Source organism: Citricoccus nitrophenolicus (assembly GCF_047305825.1).
In the GTDB taxonomy this organism is placed as follows: Bacteria; Actinomycetota; Actinomycetes; order Actinomycetales; family Micrococcaceae; genus Citricoccus; species Citricoccus nitrophenolicus.
The window spans coordinates 1845318-1861019 of sequence record NZ_CP063070.1; the positions used below are offsets into that span (position 1 = coordinate 1845318).

The window sequence follows — 15702 nt, forward strand, 5'->3', positions numbered from 1 at the left end:
GTCGGCTGCCGGCCACCTCGGCGTCAGGACCTCGCGGTGCGGCGCAGGCGGGTGTTGACGAACTCGCCCATTCCCCAGCGGCCCAGCTCCCGGCCGAAGCCAGAGCGCTTGACGCCGCCGAAGGGCAGGCCCGGCAGTGTGGTGCCGTGCTCATTGACGTAGGCCATTCCGACCTCCAGCTGGTCGGCAACCTCCTGGGCCCGCTCGAGGTCCGAACCCCAGACCGAGCCGCTCAGCCCGAAGCTCACGTCATTGGCCAGCCGCACCGCGTCCTCCTCTGAGTCGGCCCCGTAGACCATGGCCACAGGCCCGAAGATCTCCTCGGAGTAGGCGTCCATCTCCGGGGTGATGCCGGTGAGGACCGCGGGCCGCATGAACGCCCCGTCCCCCTCCAGCGGCTCTCCACCCACATGGAGGACGGCGCCCTGCTCCACGGCACGCTTGACCTGATCCACCACCGTGTCACGGGCCTTCACGGAGGACAGCGGGCCGACATCCACGCCCGGGTCGAGGGGGTCTCCCACCACCGCCTCACTGAAGGCGGCCGTCAGGGTGGCCACGAAGTCCGGCAGCGCCGCGGTCGGGACGATCATCCGCTTGGGGGAGTTGCAGGCCTGGCCGGCGTTGGAGAGCCTGGCCCCGGCGGCGGTTCCGGCCACGTCCTGCAGGTCAGCGTCCGCCAACACGATGAAGGCATCGGAGCCGCCGAGCTCCAACACGGACTTCTTCAGGTTCTTGCCAGCGGTCTCGGCCACGGCGGCACCAGCCCGCTCACTGCCCGTCAGGGACACCCCGTGGACCCGGGGATCGGCGATCATGGCCGCCACCTGATCATGGTCGGCGAAGACGTTGATGTACGCGTCCTCTGGCACTCCGGCGCCGTGGAAGATCTCCTCCATGACCTCCGCGGAGCCGGCACAGATCTCCGCGTGCTTCAGGATGACCGTGTTGCCGGCCATCAGATTCGGGGCGGCGAAGCGGGCGACCTGGTAGTACGGGTAGTTCCAGGGCATGACGCCGACCAGGGGGCCGACGGGTTCCGTGGTGACGAGGGACTCCTGCGCCCCCTGGGGATCGAGCGTCTCGGGCTGCAGCAGTTCGGGCCCATGCTCGGCGTACCAGCGGTAGATCTTTCCGGCCAGCTTGGCCTCACCGATGGCCTCGGCGAGGGGCTTTCCCATCTCCGTGGCGATGAGCCGTCCGAGCTCCTCGGCCCGGGCCCTGTAGGCGTCCGCCACCCGGGTGAGCAGCTCGGCCCGTTCCTGCGGGGTCCGCGAGCGCCATGCCGGGAAGGCCGCATCGGAGCGGCTCAGAACCTCCTGCACTCCGGACTCCTCCAGGGTCGGGAACTCTCGCTCGGTGGCGCCGGTGGTCGGGTTGGTGGTCGTGTAGGTAGCCATGCCCCCCACCCTGCCGGCCGTGGCCGATCCTGCCAAGCCATCGAGGCCCCCCGTTCTCGGACTTCGCATGCGGCGAAACCCGCCGACTCCCTGTTCCCGGGATTCCGGAGGGGACCTCTCATGACCAGGGTCATACACTTGACGCATCAACTATTTGTGGCCACAGTGGTGCTTCGTGCCACCGCCCGGTGCGCACGGACCCTCCCGAAAGGCCACGCTCATGAGCACCGCCCCCACCGACTCCCGACTGATGCCCGCACCCGCACCCGCCCGTGAGTGGGGGCTGCTGATCACCCGCGTGATCCTCGGTGTGGTCCTGGTGGCCCACGGCTGGCAGAAGTTCACGGAGTGGGGCATCACCGGCACCACGGCCAGCTTTGAGGAGATGGGCGTCCCGGCCCCGCCGGCCTCGGCCCTGATCGCCTCGATCGTCGAGCTCGGTGGCGGCATCCTGCTGATCCTCGGGCTGTTCACCACGGTGGCCGGCCTCCTGGTGGCACTGAACATGCTCGGCGCCGTGCTGTTCGTGCACGCCCCACATGGCGTGTTCGTGGCCGGCAACGGTTGGGAGCTGGTGGCCGTGATCGGCCTGGCCGCCCTGGTCTTCGCCCTCGTGGGCCCCGGCCGCATCAGCCTCGACGCCCTCATCGCCGGACGCCGGAAGGGTGCGGTCCAGGCCTGACTCAGGCGCCGACGTCGTGCAGGTGATGCTGCATCTCATGCGCGATGTACTGGCTCATGGTGGTCACCGTGAAGGACATCCCGTCCGAGCGCAGGCCCGCACGCTCCCAGTCCTCTCCGGACACACTCCGCAGAATCCCGCCCACGTGCACCGCTGAACCCTGCAACTCGCTCAGCGTCTGCATCGGGTCGGCGTTCCAGTACTCCAGTTCCACGGCCTTGGCGTCTCCGTCCCAGTCGGCCAGCATCGGCGTGTCCAGGCCGAGCATCGCCTCGATCCGCTCGGCCAACACGGCGAGCATGTCCTGCACGTGCCGGCCGTACTCCAGCGGGGACCACACCTGCGCCCTGGGCCGCTCGCCCACAGTGGGCCGGGTCAGCACGTCCCGCCAGCGGTTGGACTGCGCCGCGAACCAGTCGGCCAGATCCTCCCGGTCGAGGGGTCGGAAGCCGCACTCCGCGCACCCCTCGGTGATGACGAAGGTCCAATCGCGGTCATCCCCGGGAACGGGGGGCGGGGGCTGAGTGGTCATGGTTCCATCCTGCACCAGACGGATACGCTGGCACAGTGGCCCCTGACCCCGAACTCGACGACCTCACCCCGCCCGGCCTGCCCGCCATCATCGGCGCGGGGCTCGAGTACACCCTGGCCCAGCACGGCCCCGTCACCTCCCTGGCCGAGGCCGCCGCAGCCCGGGGCGTGGACCCGGGCCGGCTCATCAAGTCCCTGGTGGTCCGCCGCGGGGAGGGCGACTACCTGTTCGTCCTGGTCCCGGGCGGACGCAGCATCTCCTGGCCCAAGCTGCGCGCCCTGCTCGGCGTGAACCGTCTGTCCATGCCCTCGGCGGCCGAGGCGCTCGAGGTCACCGGATACCCGCGAGGCTCCATCACCCCCTTCGGGGCGACGACGGCCTGGCCCGTCATCGCGGACCTCGCCCTCGCCGGGGGTCAGGTCTCGATCGGCGCCGGGGCGCCGGGTGCCGCGGTGACCGTGGACTCCGGCCCACTCGTCGAGGTCCTCGGCGCACAACTCGCGGACGTCACCGACCCCGAGGGCTGACCCCCGCGACTATTCACCCCCCGATGGTCATTTCATAGCGGATTTCCCCCGTGAAAAGACCAATGGACCGTGAAAAGTCCGCCAGGCATCTGGAACGAGGAGCCTTCCGTCGTCATCGCGGACGTGGCCGCGGAACGCGGCGACGCGGACCAGGCGCACCTGAACCGGGACGTCCGCACGGTATTGGGCCTGACGCCCCGGCACTACCGGAGAGGTCAGCAGCCGAGCAGCCGGCGGGGGTTCTCCCAGAGCACCTTGCGCATCCACTCGTCCCCGAGGCCCCAGTCGGCCAGCACCTGGATCTGGTGGGCGTAGGGGTAGGGGATGTTGGGGAAGTCGGTGCCGAGCACCACCTTGTCCGCCAGCGCCGCCATGGTCTGCGGAAAGTCCCTCGGCAGCGGGAAGGTCTGCTCCATGTAGGAGGTCCCCACCATGGTGGTGTCCAGATGGACGCCGGGATACTCGCTGGCCAGTGCGGCGAACTCCTCGTACTCCGGCAGGCCCGCATGGGCGATCACCAGCACGAGCCGCGGATGACGGGCCAACAGCTGACGGATGGGACCCGGACCGGTGTGCTCGCCCCGCGTGGGCCCGCTGCCGCAGTGAATTACCACGGGTGTCCCGGCCTCCTCGATCAGCGCCCACGCCGGCTCCAGCAGGGGATCCAGCGGGGTGAAGCCCCCCACCTGCACGTGCACCTTGAAGACCCTCACCCCGTCCGCCAGGCACCCGGCCACCTGATCCTCCACCCCGGGCTCGGGGTAGAACGTGCCGGAGTGGATGGCCTCCGGGTGGTCAGCCGCAAACCGGGCGGAGTACTCGTTGAGCCAGACGGCCATGCCCGGCCGGTGCGCGTAGTTCAGGGTGGTGTAGGAGCTCACACCCATCCGGCGCAGGGTGGCGGCCCGTTCGCTCTCCGGCGTGCGGTAGGTGATGGTCCATGGCGGGACCGTGCCCCTCTCGCCGACCCCGTCAAAGAACGCCCACACCTTGTCCAGCACGTTCTGGGGCATGAAGTGCACGTGCAGATCGATCAGGCCGGGGAGCCCCAGCCGCTGCAGGTAGGGACGGATCTCCTCGTCGGTGCGGGGTGCAGGGATCTGGGTCACGGTGGCACTCTAGACTCTTGAACCGTGCCCCGCACCCGCACCCGCAGATCGCAGCGCAGCGGCCCGTTGCGCCGCCGTCCACCGTCCCGCTTCCCCGTCCTGGCCGTGGCCCTGGCCGGGCTCTCCGTGCTGCTCGGTGCCATCGGCTTCCAGCAGGTCACCGCCGAGCCCACGGAGCCCATCACCTTCGTGGTGGACGAGGGGCTGCCCTACGGCATCACGCAGCAGTCCGTGGAGGCCGCGGCCGAGGGCATCGGGCTGTCCCACCGGCCCTTCACCCTGCACGTGGTGGGCCGGGACCTGGAGTGGAGCGAGTACTCGGACGGTGAGACCGGGAACGCGGACGTCATGCTGTCCATCGCCGATGACCCCGAGGACCTGGACCTGTCCCTGCCGGACGCCCACCGCGTGGCCTTCTCCGGGGAGGACTACAGCGATCACTACGAGGATGCGGCCACCATCCGCGAGACCTTCGTCAACAACCGCACCCTCGGGCACGGACCACACGCCGTGCTCGGAGCCGGTCTGACGGCGGCGGACCTGCGGTTCGACGGCGGCGCGCGCACCCCGCTGCTGTGGGCGCCCCTGGCCGCCCTGCCCATGTTCGCAGCCATCCTGGCCATGTACCGCTGGCTTCACCGCCGCCGTCAGGAGCGGGCCCGGTACCGTGCCTTCGGTGAGGCCCAGCTCCGGCTGGCCCGCGCCGTCCTCGAGCTGGAGACGCTGCAGCTACGCGTGGACGTGGCCGCGGCACTGCTCGATGAACCGGAAGCCGCCGGCCCCGTGGCGGGCCGGGGCCCGAGGGAGCAGCTGCGCAACGACTGGAAGCGCGTCCAGGACCTCACCTGGGATCTGGCCCGCACCGAGCAGGGACTGGTGGCAGACCTCGACGGCACCGTTTCGCCGCTGAAGGCCCGGACCGCCGAGGAGCTCGAGGCCGACCTGGGCGGATTCGCCGCAGACACCCTCGATCTCAAGCGCCGCACCGATGCCCTGGCGCAAGCGGCCGAGGTCCGGTCCGGCCACGCCGGCGCCCGCTCCGTCCTGGACCAGCTCGCCCTGCCCCTCCTCCAGTCCATCGACGAGGTGCTCGCGCACCACGGCCGCTACCCGGCTGAGGCCCGCGCCCTGGAGGGGCACCGCGCCCAACTGCTGGTCATCGCGCAGGAGGTGGCGGCCGGCGTCGGGCCCGGGGCCGGTGCTGGGGCCGCTTCCGTGGACGGCACGGAGAGCGGAACCGCAGCCGGTGACCAGGCGGCGGGCCTGGTGGCCCGGCACGGGGCCCTGCTGGAACGGTGGAACGCCGTGGAGCAGGAGATCCGCGCCACCGCCGCCCGGATGTCCCGGCACATGGACTCACCGAAGACCCTCCCGAATGCGGCCACCACCCGGAGTGTCGACGAGACGGTGGAGGAGCGGGCCCGCGCCCGGGTCTCGGTCTCCACGGCCGGGGCCACGGACTCGTTCACCGAGCTGCGGGCCGCCCTGGGCCTGGGCCACGGCCACCGGATGGGTCCCCTCCAGGCGACCGAGCGGGTCCTCGAGCTGATCGAACGGCAAGAGGCTCACGGCAACCCGGCGCCGCCCCCGGCCCGAGAGGCCTCCGGGGCGGCCCGCTACGGACTGGCCATGGGCCTGATCCCGCTGCTGCTCGCCCTGGGGGCGGGCCTCCTCGCGGCCTCGCAGATCGAGGACAGTCACATCCAGTACGGCAAGGACCTCACCGGCGACCGCCCCCTGGCCGGACTCCAGGTCTACGGCGACCCGGGGCAGCTGGCGGGGCTGGTCGGCCCCGGGGACCACGAGCCGCAGACTCAGGAGGCGAGCCTCGACCTGGACTACATCCGGGAGCGGATGGCCTGGTCTGCGGCCCACAACGAGGAAGCCGCCCTGCTACCGGCCGATCTCGACCTGACGGTGGCCCTGCTGCCCGCCGCGGAGTACATCGACTACATCCCGGACCCGGAGTACGACCACCGGATCAACATCGAGTACTGGGACCTGTTGGAGGCCCACCGACGGGTCAAGCAGGACGTGGCCGCCGAGTACCCGGAGGTCCTGGACTCCGAGACCGGTGACGTGGCCCTGGGGCAGGCCATCCTGCCCGTGTGGCTGCTGGATGACGGCAGTTATGCGTTCAGCTACGCCCTGACGGGCGAGTTCAGCGTGGGCGTCAGCAGCCGGATGGGTGCCTACTTCTTCAACGGCACCAAACCCACGGTCTACGGCCGCGGGGACCAGGCTGATGTCTCGATCGGCTGGTGGGTGGCCTATGACCTGAAGGACCTGGGCCGGACCATGGAGTACAACCACCTCAGCGTGGACAACGTGAGTCCGGCCGCCGTGTTCTGGGCGGTCAGCGTCAGCGCGTGGACCGGACTGTTGACCGTCCTGATGCTCGTCCTGGCGGCGCTCGAGGCCGGCCGGCGCCGGCAGGGCACCGCCGCGGTCCGGCGGGAACTGGCGGGACTGCGCAAGGACCTCAACGGCCTCGCCCTGGGGCTGGACCTGTCCCGACTGGACCTGGTGGCGGTGCTGGGCTCGGACTCGGAGACCGGGGGCCGGGCCGAGCAGGCCGACCAGCGGCTCTATGAGTCGGCCCTGGTCACCGCTTGGCGCGAGGTCATGGCCCTGGAGCGCCTGCCGCGCCGGGAGCAGCGCGGCGCCGCCTGGGAGTCCCGCGTCCGGCACGTGCGGCGCCTGGTGGAGACCCTCACCTCGCAGCGGGCCGACGCAGCTCGGAGGACTGATGAGCTGCTGAGCGAGCAGCGCTTCGGCGCCTGACCCCACAAAGCACTGTGCGGGCAGAAATGACTGGTCATCTCTGCCCGCACAGTGGGGGTGGACACTGGGGGGCCAGCGTCGCGTGGGTTCCGGCCGGGATCAGTACCGCGCGGCAGTGCCCAACATGTTCCAGGGGCTGTAGTCCACGTCCGTGACGGAGACGCCCTCGGTGTAGTTGCGGGCGTGGGCGATCTTGCCGTCGCCGATGTACATGGCCACGTGGTAGATCCCCGAGGAGGAACCATTGTTGGACCAGAACACCAGGTCCCCGACCTGCAGCTCGTCCAGGCCGACGTACTGGTTGGCCGAGGCGTACTGGGCGCTGGAGGTCCTGGGCAGGTCCACACCGGCCTGGGCGAAGGCGTTCTGGGTGAAGCCGGAGCAGTCGTACGCGGAGGGGCCGTTGCCTCCGTAGGCGTAGCCGACGGAGGGATCGTTCGCGGTGGCCACGGCCCAGTCCACGGCCGCACCGTAGGAGCCGGTCGACGAGGAGGAGTACGAGGCCAGCTGGTAGGAGGCCTCCTCGCTCGAGGACCCGGTCGAGCCGGTGGAGGCGGTGGAGTAGTCCGAGGCGTAGCCGGGCGTGGAGCCGGAGGTCGAGCCGGTGGACTCGCCCTGGTAGCTCCAGTCCTGATAACTGGAGGCAGGCTGCGAGCCGTCGTTGGCGGAGGCCGGGGCCACGCCAGCAAGGACCGCACCGAAGGCGGTGGTCACCCCGAGGGTTCCCACGGCCAGGCGTCGGCGGGCATGGGACCTACGGGCCTGACGCTCAGCTGCGAGGCGATCACGGCGGGTGGAGAAAGTCATGGAGGAATACCTTGAATAGACGATGGTGTGCACACGGCATCCGGTGTTATCGGAGCGTTACTTAAATGTACAGGTTCGTTATTAAACCGCAACCTTGCGATAACCTGATGGCCACCTGCCCGCCGCCTGAACTCAAGGACCCGGCCAGAAAGGCGACGCCCGCTCAAGCCGTGCGAGTCGAGTGGACACCGCGTCCTGGCGGTCCAGCGTTACCCTACCGACATCAATCGGCGGTGGCCCTGAGGGTGCGCCAGTACTTCACGCAGACGTACAGATCCCACGCCACCACCATCCAGATGACCGCCAGGTAGAGCACGTCCACCCAGTCCACGGCACCGGCGGTCTGGAGGATGCCCGAGTCGATCGCGGGGTCGATCACCTGCTGGGTGAGCACCAGGGCCGTGAGGAACACTCCGGCCGCGATGTCGAGAACGGCACGGGCGACCACGATCGGCCGGGACATCCCCTGCACGGCCGTCCAGAGGTCCACGGCAGCCGCCATGACCAGCAGCACGTAGTAGGCGGGGAGCCAGAAGCCCCAGAGGGCCTGGTTGACGAACGGCCCCCCGTCATTCAGGTGTCCCACATAGAGGAAGGAGGTGGGGACCAGCGGCAGCACGGCCAGGACCGCCAGGAAGACCAACCCCGTGACGGCCTCCGAGCGGGCACCACGGGCGTTGACGATCTCCGTGTCCAGCGCCTCGACGGTCCACCGCGTGGCACCGACTCCGAGGGAGGACCTGAGGTCACGTTCCGGGAGGACCCGTTCGAGGAGCCAGAACAGCGCGGTCACGGACCCCAGGGTCCACACCAGCGCATTGAGCAGGGCCCCGACGACCTGGCCGATCATCCCGCCGAGGGCCGCCTCGGGTTCCGTGGCGGTGTAGACGACGATGTTGACGACCAGTGCGACCAGCAACACCAGCGGGAGCAGCCAGGCCAGCATCCGGGTGAAGAGCGGATACAGCCCTGGACCGATCAGGTGGTTCGGGGCATTGCGGTACGTGGCGGCCAGACGGGCCGGATCGCCGAGCTCCTCGAGCGCCTCCCGCTCGGCGGCGGCCCCATCAGCCCCGGCGGCGAGCCGCTCCTCCTGCATGTCCGCGATGAGGGTGTCCAGCTCACGGGAGATGTCCCCGCGCCGACCATCGGGAAGGTGCCCGACGACCTGGTCGATGTAGCGGCGCGTCAGTGCACTCATGGTGATTCCTTCCTGAGTGAGGCCATGCTGGCCGTCAGTCGTGTCCATTCATCCCGGAGCCTGTCCGCCATCTCGGCGCCGTCCCCGGTGAGGCTGTAGTACTTGCGCGGACGAGGCTCGTCCGTGTTCCACTCCGCCTTCAGCAGCCCCTGGCCCTCGAGCCGGCGCAGCAGCGGATACAGGGTGTTGGCCTCCGCCTCCATTCCCGCGGAGCCGAGGTACTCCAGGAGCGCGTAGCCGTAACGCGGGGTCCGGCAGGCCAGCAGGCAGGCCACCACGAGGGTGCCCCGCCGCAACTCCTGCCGGTGGGTGGCGAGGGTGGAGGACAGCTCTTCATCCATGCCTCACACGATACTGTGTGTCACACACTATCGCAATGAACAGGGGGTCTCCTCTCAGATCCAGCCCGGCGCACTCCTCAGGGTTCCGGCAATATTCCGGGGCCATCCGCCGTTGTGTCGTCATGACCCCGAACCCTCTCTCCGGCCTTCCCGTCTCCCTCCTCGACCGCGCCAACGCCCTGGCCGGGGTCACCGAGTCCGAGGTCCTGCACGGGGTCATCGCCCGGGCCCAGCGGGTCGAGAGGCTCGGGTACCGGCGCTTCTGGGTGGCCGAACACCACGGCGTGCCGGGCATCGCCGGATCCACGCCGACCCTGTTGATGACCGCCGTTGCGGGGGCCACCGAGCGACTGCGGGTGGGCTCCGGCGGCGTCATGCTGCCCAACCACCAGCCGCTGGTCGTCGCCGAGCAGGCCGCCACGCTCCAGGCGCTGTTCCCCGGGCGGATCGACCTCGGCCTGGGCCGCTCGGTCGGGTTCACCCCCGCCGTGCGCCGGGCCCTGCGCCGGGACAGGGACGCGGCGCAGCGATTCCCGGAGGAACTCGCCGAGCTCCTCACCTACCTCGGCGGTACGGCCGCCTTCACCGCCCGCCCCCAGGACCATGCCGCCACCCCGGTGTTCGTGTTGGCGACCGGGCAGGGGCTCAGATGGGCCGCGGAGGCCGGCCTGGCCGTCGTTGTGGGCGGGCCGTCCCTCTTCCAGCGCGGGACTCCGGACGCGCAGGTGACCGAGCATCAGGGCCTGGCGCGCTACCGCCGTGACTTCCGTCCCTCGCGGTGGTTCCCCACACCGTACGTGATCGCCTCGGCCACGCTCGCCGTGGCGGACACCCCGCAGGCCGCACGGGACCTGGTGCTGCCCGAGGCCTGGGCCCTGGTGCCGGTGGCGGAGATCAAGGCCTTGCACGACGCCGGCTCCGTCACCGCACGTGATGAGCAGCGGGTCGCGGAGAACCTCGCCACCGGAATCCACGGCACCCCGGAGCAGGTGCGCCGTCAGGTGGAGGAGCTGGTGGCGTTCACGGGTGCCGACGAGGTACTGGTCACCGGAGGCATGAGCGATCGCGCCGGTCAACGGCGCTCGGACGAACTGGTGGCGGAGCTGTTCGTCGGACCCCCGGGTGACCTCGGCTGACCCTCACTACTGACCCTCACTGGAGAAGGGCCTCAGCCGTGGCGACGCCGAATCAACCACCTGGAGTGCAGCCGCTCGATGACCTTGACCACGGCGCCCACACCGAGCGCCGAGAGGGCCGTGCCCTCACGGACACCGAACAGCTCCCCGAGCAGCAGATAGGACAGCGCGACCGCCAGGACCACCAGGGACCAGTCGAAGAGCTGCTTCACGGTGCCGAAACGTATCCGGGTCACCTGATGCAGGGTGAAGACGATGCCGTCTCCGGGCAGATAGGCGACCCGGGCTGCCACCTCGATGTAGACGCCCACCGCGATCACGAGCACACTCGCCACCGTCCACCACACCTGCTCGGCATAGTGCTCTGGGGTGATCCAGCGGGTGGCCCAGAGCGCCGCGTCGCACATCAGGCCGAAGACCACGGCAATGGGGACCTGGATGAACTGGAAGGGCGGGAACCGGCGTCGGAGCAAGACCACCTGAAGCACCACGAAGAACACGTTCATGGCCATCAGGAACGTGCCGACCGTGATGGGAGTGACCTCGGCCTGGACGGTGGGGATGGTGGAGATCGGCGTGGCACCCAGCCCGGCGCGGATACTCAGGGCCACCCCCAGCGCGATCAGGCACACCCCCAGAAGGAACCGCACCCACCGCCAGACCAAGGACCGCTCCGGTGGTGTCTGGCCCGCTTCAGTTCTCACCGCAGACACTCTAGGCGAGACGGACAGGAGGGTCCGGCGATCGGCAGACTCAGGTGGGCAAGCTCTGCACCGCCCGCCAGAACCGTTGCAGGTAGGCGGGTGGCTCGGGCGATCCCATCCCCTCGGTGGTCAGGAGCACGCCGGCCACCCCTGCTGCCGGGTCCACCCAGAGGCTCGATCCGGTCCCGCCGTCCCAGCCGAATCGCCCGGCGGGATCGATCCCCACGCCCAGTCCCCAGGCCTGGCCCTCCGGCAGGAGTCCTCGTCCCATCTCGCGGCCGGCCCCGGTGGTGGTCTCCGTGGTCATGGCGCGCACGGAGTCCTCGGTGAGCACCCGCCTGTTCGGACCCGACCCACCGTCCAGCAGCATGCTGGCGAAGCGCATCAGGTCGGCCGCCGTGGAGACCAGTCCGGTGGCTGCGGATGGGAACCTGGGCGGTGTCAGCAGGGCGCGGTCGCCGGCCGGGAGGATCTCCGCCGGGCCGCCGGCGGCATCGGGGAATCCATGCCGGGGCACCCGGTCCAGCGATTCCTCCGGCACCGTGAACCCGGTCTCGGCCATCCCCAACGGGTCCAGGATCCGCTCGCGCAGGACCGCCTCGAAGCCCTGGCCGGTGGCGGCCTGCACCACCACGGTCAGCGCGTCGAAGGAGGACTGGTAGAGCCACCCCTGTCCAGGCTGGTGTGCCATCGGCAGCACCGCAGCCCGCTCGGCCCACGTGTCCGGATCCAGGGCGGGGACCCTCCAGTCCGAGTAGAGCCCGGCCGCTGACGTCGCTGCGGAGAGGGCGTCCCCCTCCGGGGCGCCCGCGTCATAGCCGAGCCCGAAGCCCATCGCCAGCAGGTCCCGCACCGTGGTCGGCCGGTCCGCCGGCACCGTCTCGGACAGGGGACCGTTCCGGATGCCCAGCACGCGGCGCCCGGCCCAGGACGGCACGAACCGCTCGACCGGGTCATCCAGATCCAGCACGCCGGCCTCGGTCAGCGCGAGGGTCGCCGCCGCGGCGATCGGCTTGGTGACCGAGGCGATGCGGATCAGCGCGTCTCCCGGCACGTCACCGGGGGCCTCGAGCGCCACCTGTCGGCCGGCGTCGTGCCCGGAGGTCAGGGACCAGACCAACCCGGGGAACTGCATGTCCTGCACGGCGGCGCCCATCTCGGCACCGACCCGATCGAACATCTCCATCCGGTCTAGGCCAGGGTGGCGTCCACGCTGATGTCCGGCACGCCGGCGAGCGCCTGCGAGACGGGGCACTGGTCCTTGGCCTCGCTGGCGATCCGGACGAAGTCCTCCGTGGAGATCCCCTCGACCTGGCCCTTCACCACCAGGGTGATCTTCGAGATCCCCACCCCGGCCTCGAACGTGACGTCCGCGGAGGTGTCCAGGTGGGTGGGGGCGGTGCCGTTCTCCTTGAGCATGTTGGAGAACTGCATGGTGTAGCAGGTGGCGTGGGCCGCGGCGAGCAGCTCCTCCGGGTTCGTGGCGGACCCGGCCTCCTCGGCACGGGCCTTCCAGTTCACGTCAAAGGTGCCGGATCCGGAGGTCTTCAGGGTGGTGGAGCCGGATCCGGTGAAGAGGTCTCCGTCCCACGAGGTGCTGGCTTGGCTGACGATCGGACGGGGCATGGTGATCCTCCTGAAGATGTCTGGGCGTGCCGGGCCGCCGGGTCGGCGGCCGACGTGGCCACCGTATCCCCATCCCACCGGTATTGTCAGGGGGTCGGGGCACCTATACCGCCAGGAGTCGTCATGTGGTTCTTCATCCTGCTCGGCGCGGTCTTCCTGGTGCTGGGCTGGGGTGCCTACGCCGGCTGGAACCGCCGGTGGCTCTCCCGTCCCCACATCTACGCCGGCCACCTCGGACCGGCCATGGTCCCCCTGGGCGCCGGCCTCGTCCTGATGGGGCTCTCCACGCCCGTGGCCGATCTCTTCGCATCCGGAGGCCCGACGACGGCCAGCGGCATCGCCTGGACCGTGGGCTTCTTCGGCGGGCTGGCCCTCGTGGTCACCGGGCACTTCATGGGCACCTCCGGCATGCCCGCCCGGTGGCGGCCCCGCTGGGTCCGGGTCCTGGAGGGGCTGGCGCCCCGACCCGGGGATCCCGCGCCCGGCAGAGGGACCCGGAACAACTCGAGCTGCTGCGGCGCCTGGAGCTGCTGGAGCGGACGGGCGGACGTCTCCACCCCACGCCGGCCGGCGCCCTGATGGCCGCCCGGCTGTACAGGGAGTCCGCCGCCACCCTCGTCATCGAGGCGACCCCTCCGGGGCGCCGCAGCGTGGTGGTCACCATCGTGGACCAGGAGGTCGCGGTGCTCGAGTTCCGTCAGGACTGGGGTCAGCCTGCCGAGGCCGATGCCGGCCTGGGTGGTTTCGACGTGGTGCCGTATCGCTCCGAGGAACAGCTCGGCGAGCTCCTGCGGCCCTGGGTCACCGCCGTCTGACCGCTCGTCCGTCCCGCTGGCTGAGCCACCCACCTCCTCAGCCGAGCACCACCACGTTGCCCACCGGACTGTGCTGCTCGACGGCGGCCACGGCCTGATGTGCCTCGGCCAGCGGCCAGGCGGCGGAGACAACGGAGACGAAGATCCCGCCGGCGATCAGCGCGGCCACCTCGGTGAAGACGGCCGTGGTCCGGCGCCGGTCCACCGGCTTGCCGCCGAGCTCCGCGACAAGCCCGAAATCAGCCGCGCTGCGCACCGGCAGCACACCGGCATCGGTGGGGGACCCCGGCTCGGCTCCGGTTCCCGCTCGGGCACGGAGGAGGCCGACGCCCTCCTGGAGGACCGGCCCACCCACGGCGTCGATCACGGCGTCCACGCCGTCCGGGGCCAGTTGGCGTACCCGGTCCACCCAGCCGGCGCCCTTGGGCACGTGCACGGCACCGAGCTCCTCCACGGCCGTCCGTTTGGACTCCGAGGCCACACCCAACACGCGTAGCCCGCGCGGCCGGGCCAGGCCGCAGGCCGCCGTGCCCACGCCGCCACCGGCGCCGAGCACCAGGAGGCTGGAGCCCTCCGGCAGGTCGAGTTCGTCGAGGGCGTCGTGAGCCGTGGCCACCGAGACGGGGATCGAGGCGGCCTGTTTCACGCTCACTTCGGCCGGCCGGTGGGCCGTGGCCGCCGCCTGAAGCAGGACCAGCTCGCTCATGGACCCGGTCCCGGCCGCCGTCGAGCCGAACACCTGGTCCCCGGGTGCGAAGTCGCTGACGCCCGGCCCGACGCTCAGGACCTCGCCGGCTGCCTCGCGGCCCATCGCCATGGGGAAGACCGCCCGGATCCGGTCCCGCCGCAGGCCCGAGCGGACCTTGATGTCCGCAGGATTGACCCCGGAGGCCTGGAGCCGGATGAGCACCTGCCCCTCGCCGGGCACGGGGTCCTCCACCTCGAGGTGGTGCATGACCTCGGGGCCGCCGTACTGGGTGAAACCGAATGCGCGCATGGACCCAGTCAAGCAGGTGCCCTACGCCCCGTCCGGCCGGGGTGCCACCGGCCTGGACTCCCGGGCCGTAGCGGCCTCCCCACCCTGGGTCACCTCACGGATGAGGTCCAGCACGGCTCTGGTCTTGCGCAGGCGCCCCACCCCGGGCGCGTGCAGTGCGCAGATGCGATTGGGCAGCAGGTCGTTGGAGAGGGGCTTGAACACCACCTCGAGGCCGTCCACCAGCGCCGAACTGCCGGGAGGCACGTTCGTCAGCGAGTAGCCGAGACCGCGCGCCACGAGGGAGCGGATCGCCTCCATGGAGGAGAGCGTCCACCGGATGTTCAGCTCGAGTCCGAGGCGATGCGCCTGCGCGGTGAGCCGGTCGACGGTCGGCGGACCGTCCGCGAGGATGGCCGGCTCCCCTGCGATCTCCGCCCAGTCGACGGTCTCGCCCCGGGCCGCCGGATGCCCGGCCGGCAGGACGGCGTGGAGCCGCACTCCACGCAACGGCGTCATCGAGAGGTTCGAGGCGACCTGCAGCGAATACACCAGTGCCAGGTCGAACCTGCCGGACCTCACCTCCTCCTGGAGCTGCGCGGCAGACCCCTCGACCAGCTGCAGCTCCAGTTGCGGATATCGCTCCTGGCAGCGCTGTGCCAGCTCCGGCAGGATCACCCTGGCGAGGTCACGCAGACATCCCACGCGCATCGACCCGGAGAGGTCCTGCAGTGCCTCCGTCACGGCGGCTTGTGCGGCCTCCGCCTCCTCCACACACCTGCGGGCGTGTTCGGCGAAGGCCAATGCCGCCGACGTCGGCATCAGGGGTCCGGAACTCCTCAGGAACAGGGGGGCTCCCAAGGACTTCTCCAACTGGGCGACGGCCATGGACGTGGCCGACTGGGACACGTGGCAGCGCTTCGAAGCGGCGGTCATTGATCCCGTGTCCAGGGCGGCCAAGAAGTACTCCATCTGACGCAGGGTGACGTCCATCATCAGCTCCTCTGATAGGCCTCATCAAATATACAAGCTTGGCTCATACTGTGACCTGGATCATGATGA

The 15702-nt window shown here is 70.5% G+C and carries 17 protein-coding genes; 6 read left to right on the forward strand and 11 right to left on the reverse strand.

Annotated elements, in window-relative coordinates; all coding sequences use genetic code 11:
- Positions 1-23: 23 nt before the first annotated feature.
- Complete coding sequence (locus IMT31_RS08470; protein WP_413542442.1) at positions 24-1400, reverse strand: NAD-dependent succinate-semialdehyde dehydrogenase; 1377 nt, start codon at positions 1398-1400, stop codon at positions 24-26.
- Positions 1401-1620: 220 nt separating this feature from the next.
- Here IMT31_RS08470 and IMT31_RS08475 point away from each other — a divergent pair, with 220 nt between their 5' ends.
- Complete coding sequence (locus IMT31_RS08475) at positions 1621-2082, forward strand: DoxX family protein (RefSeq protein ID WP_413542443.1); 462 nt, start codon at positions 1621-1623, stop codon at positions 2080-2082.
- 1 nt (position 2083) lies between these two features.
- Here IMT31_RS08475 and IMT31_RS08480 read toward each other — a convergent pair whose 3' ends face one another.
- Complete coding sequence (locus IMT31_RS08480; RefSeq protein ID WP_413542444.1) at positions 2084-2614, reverse strand: DinB family protein; 531 nt, start codon at positions 2612-2614, stop codon at positions 2084-2086.
- Between the two features lie 35 nt (positions 2615-2649).
- Between IMT31_RS08480 and IMT31_RS08485 the strand changes: the two genes are divergently transcribed.
- Positions 2650-3141, forward strand: coding sequence for an aminoacyl-tRNA deacylase (locus IMT31_RS08485; protein WP_413542445.1), 492 nt, complete (start codon positions 2650-2652; stop codon positions 3139-3141).
- Positions 3142-3356: 215 nt separating this feature from the next.
- Here IMT31_RS08485 and IMT31_RS08490 read toward each other — a convergent pair whose 3' ends face one another.
- Positions 3357-4250 carry an amidohydrolase family protein gene (locus tag IMT31_RS08490; RefSeq protein ID WP_345357039.1) on the reverse strand — a complete coding sequence of 298 codons (894 nt, stop codon included), beginning with the start codon at positions 4248-4250 and terminating at the stop codon, positions 3357-3359.
- 24 nt (positions 4251-4274) lie between these two features.
- Here IMT31_RS08490 and IMT31_RS08495 point away from each other — a divergent pair, with 24 nt between their 5' ends.
- Positions 4275-7034 (forward strand): hypothetical protein, encoded by a 2760-nt coding sequence (locus tag IMT31_RS08495; protein ID WP_413542446.1) that lies wholly within the window; start codon positions 4275-4277, stop codon positions 7032-7034.
- A 99-nt stretch (positions 7035-7133) separates the two neighbouring features.
- Here IMT31_RS08495 and IMT31_RS08500 read toward each other — a convergent pair whose 3' ends face one another.
- From IMT31_RS08500 to IMT31_RS08510, 3 genes are all read right to left on the reverse strand, one after another.
- Positions 7134-7841 (reverse strand): C40 family peptidase, encoded by a 708-nt coding sequence (locus IMT31_RS08500; protein ID WP_413542447.1) that lies wholly within the window; start codon positions 7839-7841, stop codon positions 7134-7136.
- A 223-nt stretch (positions 7842-8064) separates the two neighbouring features.
- A complete protein-coding gene (locus tag IMT31_RS08505) occupies positions 8065-9042 on the reverse strand; it encodes an HAAS signaling domain-containing protein (protein ID WP_413542448.1) in 978 nt (325 codons plus the stop codon).
- Complete coding sequence (locus IMT31_RS08510) at positions 9039-9383, reverse strand: PadR family transcriptional regulator (RefSeq protein ID WP_413542449.1); 345 nt, start codon at positions 9381-9383, stop codon at positions 9039-9041. The genes IMT31_RS08505 and IMT31_RS08510 overlap by 4 nt, the downstream gene beginning before the upstream one ends.
- Before the next feature lie 122 nt (positions 9384-9505).
- On the opposite strand from IMT31_RS08510, the gene IMT31_RS08515 reads away from it, so the two are divergent.
- Positions 9506-10519 (forward strand): MsnO8 family LLM class oxidoreductase, encoded by a 1014-nt coding sequence (locus IMT31_RS08515; RefSeq protein WP_413542450.1) that lies wholly within the window; start codon positions 9506-9508, stop codon positions 10517-10519.
- 32 nt (positions 10520-10551) lie between these two features.
- Here the strand turns inward: IMT31_RS08515 and IMT31_RS08520 are convergent, their stop codons facing one another.
- The 3 genes from IMT31_RS08520 to IMT31_RS08530 are packed head-to-tail and all read right to left on the reverse strand — an operon-like array spanning position 10552 to position 12849.
- Complete coding sequence (locus IMT31_RS08520; protein ID WP_413542451.1) at positions 10552-11223, reverse strand: YczE/YyaS/YitT family protein; 672 nt, start codon at positions 11221-11223, stop codon at positions 10552-10554.
- Between the two features lie 49 nt (positions 11224-11272).
- Positions 11273-12409 (reverse strand): serine hydrolase domain-containing protein, encoded by a 1137-nt coding sequence (locus IMT31_RS08525; protein ID WP_413542452.1) that lies wholly within the window; start codon positions 12407-12409, stop codon positions 11273-11275.
- A gap of 5 nt (positions 12410-12414) precedes the next feature.
- On the reverse strand, positions 12415-12849 hold the full coding sequence (locus IMT31_RS08530; protein ID WP_413542453.1) for an OsmC family peroxiredoxin: 435 nt from the start codon (positions 12847-12849) through the stop codon (positions 12415-12417).
- A 123-nt stretch (positions 12850-12972) separates the two neighbouring features.
- On the opposite strand from IMT31_RS08530, the gene IMT31_RS08535 reads away from it, so the two are divergent.
- Both IMT31_RS08535 and IMT31_RS08540 read left to right on the forward strand, forming a co-directional pair.
- Entirely contained in the window at positions 12973-13428 is a 456-nt protein-coding gene (locus IMT31_RS08535) for a hypothetical protein (RefSeq protein WP_413542454.1), read from the forward strand.
- A complete protein-coding gene (locus IMT31_RS08540; RefSeq protein ID WP_413542455.1) occupies positions 13428-13664 on the forward strand; it encodes a hypothetical protein in 237 nt (78 codons plus the stop codon). The genes IMT31_RS08535 and IMT31_RS08540 overlap by 1 nt, the downstream gene beginning before the upstream one ends.
- Positions 13665-13701: 37 nt before the next feature.
- Here IMT31_RS08540 and IMT31_RS08545 read toward each other — a convergent pair whose 3' ends face one another.
- Entirely contained in the window at positions 13702-14661 is a 960-nt protein-coding gene (locus tag IMT31_RS08545) for an NADP-dependent oxidoreductase (RefSeq protein ID WP_413542456.1), read from the reverse strand.
- 21 nt (positions 14662-14682) lie between these two features.
- Positions 14683-15636, reverse strand: a complete 954-nt coding sequence (locus IMT31_RS08550) for a LysR family transcriptional regulator (RefSeq protein ID WP_413542457.1) — start codon at positions 15634-15636, stop codon at positions 14683-14685.
- Between the last annotated feature and the right edge of the window lie 66 nt (positions 15637-15702).